At 70.7% G+C, this 3,842-nt stretch carries 1 protein-coding gene and 2 pseudogenes; all 3 read left to right on the top strand.

Annotated elements, in window-relative coordinates:
• Positions 1-208: 208 nt before the first annotated feature.
• Positions 209-2,000 (top strand): annotated as a pseudogene (gene pgi, locus V7E45_RS40255) (glucose-6-phosphate isomerase); the annotation flags it as partial.
• Between the two features lie 174 nt (positions 2,001-2,174).
• Positions 2,175-3,148: pseudogene (locus V7E45_RS40815) on the top strand (NADP(+)-dependent, decarboxylating phosphogluconate dehydrogenase).
• Between the two features lie 6 nt (positions 3,149-3,154).
• The gene (locus V7E45_RS40240) at positions 3,155-3,748 is read left to right on the top strand and encodes a histidine phosphatase family protein (protein ID WP_333779242.1); all 594 of its coding nucleotides are present in this window, start codon (positions 3,155-3,157) and stop codon (positions 3,746-3,748) included.
• The last annotated feature ends 94 nt before the right edge of the window (positions 3,749-3,842 follow it).

The following is a 3,842-nucleotide window of genomic DNA, read 5'->3' as shown; positions in this document are numbered from 1 at the left end:
TTCCTGGCCCCTTTCCCGCCCCTCCCCGGCCTCTCCCCGGCTTTGTCCGTCACCGTGCTGACACCGGCGCGTCAGCCGGACGTACCTCTTGTTGCCCGCATGGAGGCGTCACCGCCGCTCGTCACCGGTCCTGATCAATTAGGTTGGGACCGGCAGCGGGGCAAGGGACACAGCAGGACAGGCGCAGGAAAGAAGGCTGAAGTCGGATATGAACGCAGACGGCCGTACCAGGCTCAACCAGACGCCCGAGTGGACCGCTCTCGAGAAGCACCGCGAGGAACTGGCCGGCACCGGGCTGCGGGACCTGTTCGCAGCCGAGCCGGGGCGCGGCACCGGGTACACCCTGCAGGTCGGTGACCTGTACATCGACTACTCGAAGCACCTGGTCACGGACGAGACGCTGCGGCTGCTGCGCGAGCTGGCCGCGGCGACGGACGTCTTCGGGCTGCGGGACGCGATGTTCCGCGGTGAGAGGATCAACGTCACCGAGAACCGGGCGGTGCTGCACACCGCGCTGCGGGCCGCGCCCGACGCGGTGGTCGAGGTGGACGGCGNGTTCCGCGGTGAGAGGATCAACGTCACCGAGAACCGGGCGGTGCTGCACACCGCGCTGCGGGCCGCGCCCGACGCGGTGGTCGAGGTGGACGGCGAGAACGTCGTACCGGCCGTGCACGCCGTGCTGGACAAGATGGCCGGCTTCGCCGAGCGGGTCCGCTCGGGGGAGTGGACGGGGCACACCGGCAGGCGCATCAGGAACGTGGTCAACGTCGGCATCGGCGGCTCCGACCTCGGTCCGGCGATGGCCTACGAGGTGCTGCGCAGCTTCACCGACCGCGACCTGACCGTCCGCTTCGTCTCCAACGTGGACGGCGCAGACCTGCACGAGGCCACCCGCGACCTGGACCCGGCGGNTGCGCAGCTTCACCGACCGCGACCTGACCGTCCGCTTCGTCTCCAACGTGGACGGCGCAGACCTGCACGAGGCCACCCGCGACCTGGACCCGGCGGAGACGCTGTTCATCATCGCCTCCAAGACGTTCACCACCATCGAGACGATCACCAACGCCACCTCGGCCCGCTCGTGGCTGCTGGACGCGCTCGGGGACGACTCCGCCGTGGCCCGGCACTTCGTGGCGCTGTCCACGAACGCGGAGAAGGTGGCGGACTTCGGCATCGACCCGGACAACATGTTCGAGTTCTGGGACTGGGTTGGCGGCCGCTACTCGTACGACTCCGCGATCGGGCTGTCCCTGATGATCGCGATCGGCCCGGACCGGTTCCGCGAGATGCTGGACGGCTTCCGGCTGGTCGACGACCACTTCCGCACCGCTCCCGCCGAGGCCAACGCCCCGCTGATCCTGGGCCTGCTGGGGATCTGGTACGGCAACTTCCACGACGCGCAGACGCACGCCGTGCTGCCGTACTCGCACTACCTGTCCAAGTTCACCGCCTATCTCCAGCAGCTGGACATGGAGTCCAACGGCAAGTCGGTGCAGCGCGACGGGCGTCCGGTCCAGTGGCAGACCGGGCCGGTCGTCTGGGGCACGCCGGGCACCAACGGGCAGCACGCCTACTACCAGCTCATCCATCAGGGCACCAAGCTGATCCCGGCGGACTTCATCGGCTTCGCCGAGCCGGTCGCCGAGCTGAGCGGTGAACTCAAGGCCCAGCACGACCTGTTGATGGCCAACTTCTTCGCCCAGACCCAGGCCCTCGCCTTCGGCAAGACGGCCGACGAGGTCCGCGCCGAGGGCGTGCCCGAGGAACTGGTCCCGCACAAGACGTTCCCGGGCGACCGGCCGACGACGACGATCCTCGCCCGCGAGCTGACCCCGTCCGTGCTCGGTCAGCTGGTCGCCCTCTACGAGCACAAGGTGTTCGTACAGGGAGCGGTCTGGAACATCGACTCCTTCGACCAGTGGGGCGTGGAGCTCGGCAAGGTCCTCGCCAAGCGCGTCGAACCGGCCCTGACCGAAGGCGCGGACGTGCCCGGTCTCGACNGCGGTCTGGAACATCGACTCCTTCGACCAGTGGGGCGTGGAGCTCGGCAAGGTCCTCGCCAAGCGCGTCGAACCGGCCCTGACCGAAGGCGCGGACGTGCCCGGTCTCGACCCGTCCACCACGGCCCTCGTCGCCGCCTACCGCACCCTCAAGAACGCTCAGGAGAACTGATCATGCAGCTCGGTCTCATCGGTCTCGGCAAGATGGGCGGCAACATGCGCGAGCGGATCCGCCGCGCCGGCCACACCGTCATCGGCTACGACCGCAACCCCGAAGTCTCCGACGTCAAGAGCCTCGAAGAACTGGTCGAGAAGCTGGAGGCGCCGCGCACGGTCTGGGTGATGGTCCCGGCCGGCACCGCCACCCAGGGTGTCATCGACGAGCTCAAGGACCTGCTGTCCGAGGGCGACACGGTGGTCGACGGCGGCAACTCCCGCTGGACGGACGACGAGAAGCACGCCGCCGAACTCGGCGTGAAGGGCATCGGCTTCGTCGACGCGGGCGTCTCCGGCGGCGTGTGGGGCCTGCAGAACGGCTACGCCCTGATGGTCGGCGGCGACAAGGAGCACGTGGAGCGGCTGCGGCCGGTCTTCGAGGCGCTCAAGCCCGAGGGGCCCTACGGCTACGTCCACGCGGGCCGGGTCGGCGCGGGCCACTTCTCGAAGATGGTCCACAACGGCATCGAGTACGCGATGATGCAGGCCTACGCCGAGGGNGCTACGTCCACGCGGGCCGGGTCGGCGCGGGCCACTTCTCGAAGATGGTCCACAACGGCATCGAGTACGCGATGATGCAGGCCTACGCCGAGGGCTGGGAACTGCTGGAGAAGGTCAAGTCGGTGGACAACGTCCGCGAGGTCTTCCGCTCCTGGCAGGAGGGCACCGTCATCCGCTCCTGGCTGCTCGACCTCGCGGTCAGCGCCCTGGACGAGGACGAGCACCTGGGCAAGCTGCGTGGCTACGCGGAGGACTCGGGCGAGGGCCGCTGGACCGTCGAGGCGGCCATCGACAACGCGGTGCCGCTCCCGGCGATCACCGCCTCGCTGTTCGCCCGGTTCGCGTCCCGGCAGGACGACTCCCCGCAGATGAAGATGGTCGCGGCGCTGCGCAACCAGTTCGGCGGGCACGCCGTCGAGAAGAAGGACTGACCGGCCGTGGGGGACCTCCTGCTGGTCCGCCACGGTGAGACGGAGTGGAGCCGGTCGGGACAGCACACCAGCTGGACCGACCTGCCGCTGACCGCGCTCGGTGAGGAACAGGCCAAGTCCCTCGCTCCGCTCCTCACCGGACGGACCTACGCCCTGGTGCTGACCAGCCCGCTGGCCCGCGCCGTACGCACCGCCGAGCTGGCGGGCCTGACCGGGGCCGTGCCCGAGCCCGATCTGCACGAGTGGGACTACGGCGGCTACGAGGGTGTCACCACCGTCGACATCCACCGCGACCGCCCCGGCTGGGACCTGTGGACGGACGGCGTGCCGCCCGGACCCGAGGGGCACCCCGGCGAGTCGCCGGAGGCGGTCGGGGCCCGGGCCGACCGGGTGCTGGCCCGGGTGGACGCGGCGCTCACCGCCGGCACCGGTGACGTCGTCCTGGTGGCGCACGCCCACTTCCTGCGGGTGCTCACCGCGCGCCGGTTGGGTCTGGCGCCCGCCGAGGGCCGCCTCTTCCAGCTCGCGACCGGCACGGTCGGCCGGCTCTCCACCGAGCACGGCCACCCCGTGATCGCCGAGTGGAACAGACACCCCTGACAGCCAGCCGCCGCGGGGCCGGGGGCCCCCCCCGCCCCCCGCCCCGGGGGGGCCCCCCCCCCCCCCGCCCCCAACGCACCCCCCGGCAGCCCCG

This window comes from Streptomyces sp. IBSBF 3136 (genome assembly GCF_036815105.1).
Lineage (GTDB): Bacteria > Actinomycetota > Actinomycetes > Streptomycetales > Streptomycetaceae > Streptomyces.
Note: the sequence above shows the minus strand (reverse complement) of the source record. Positions and strands in the feature narration are given on the sequence as shown.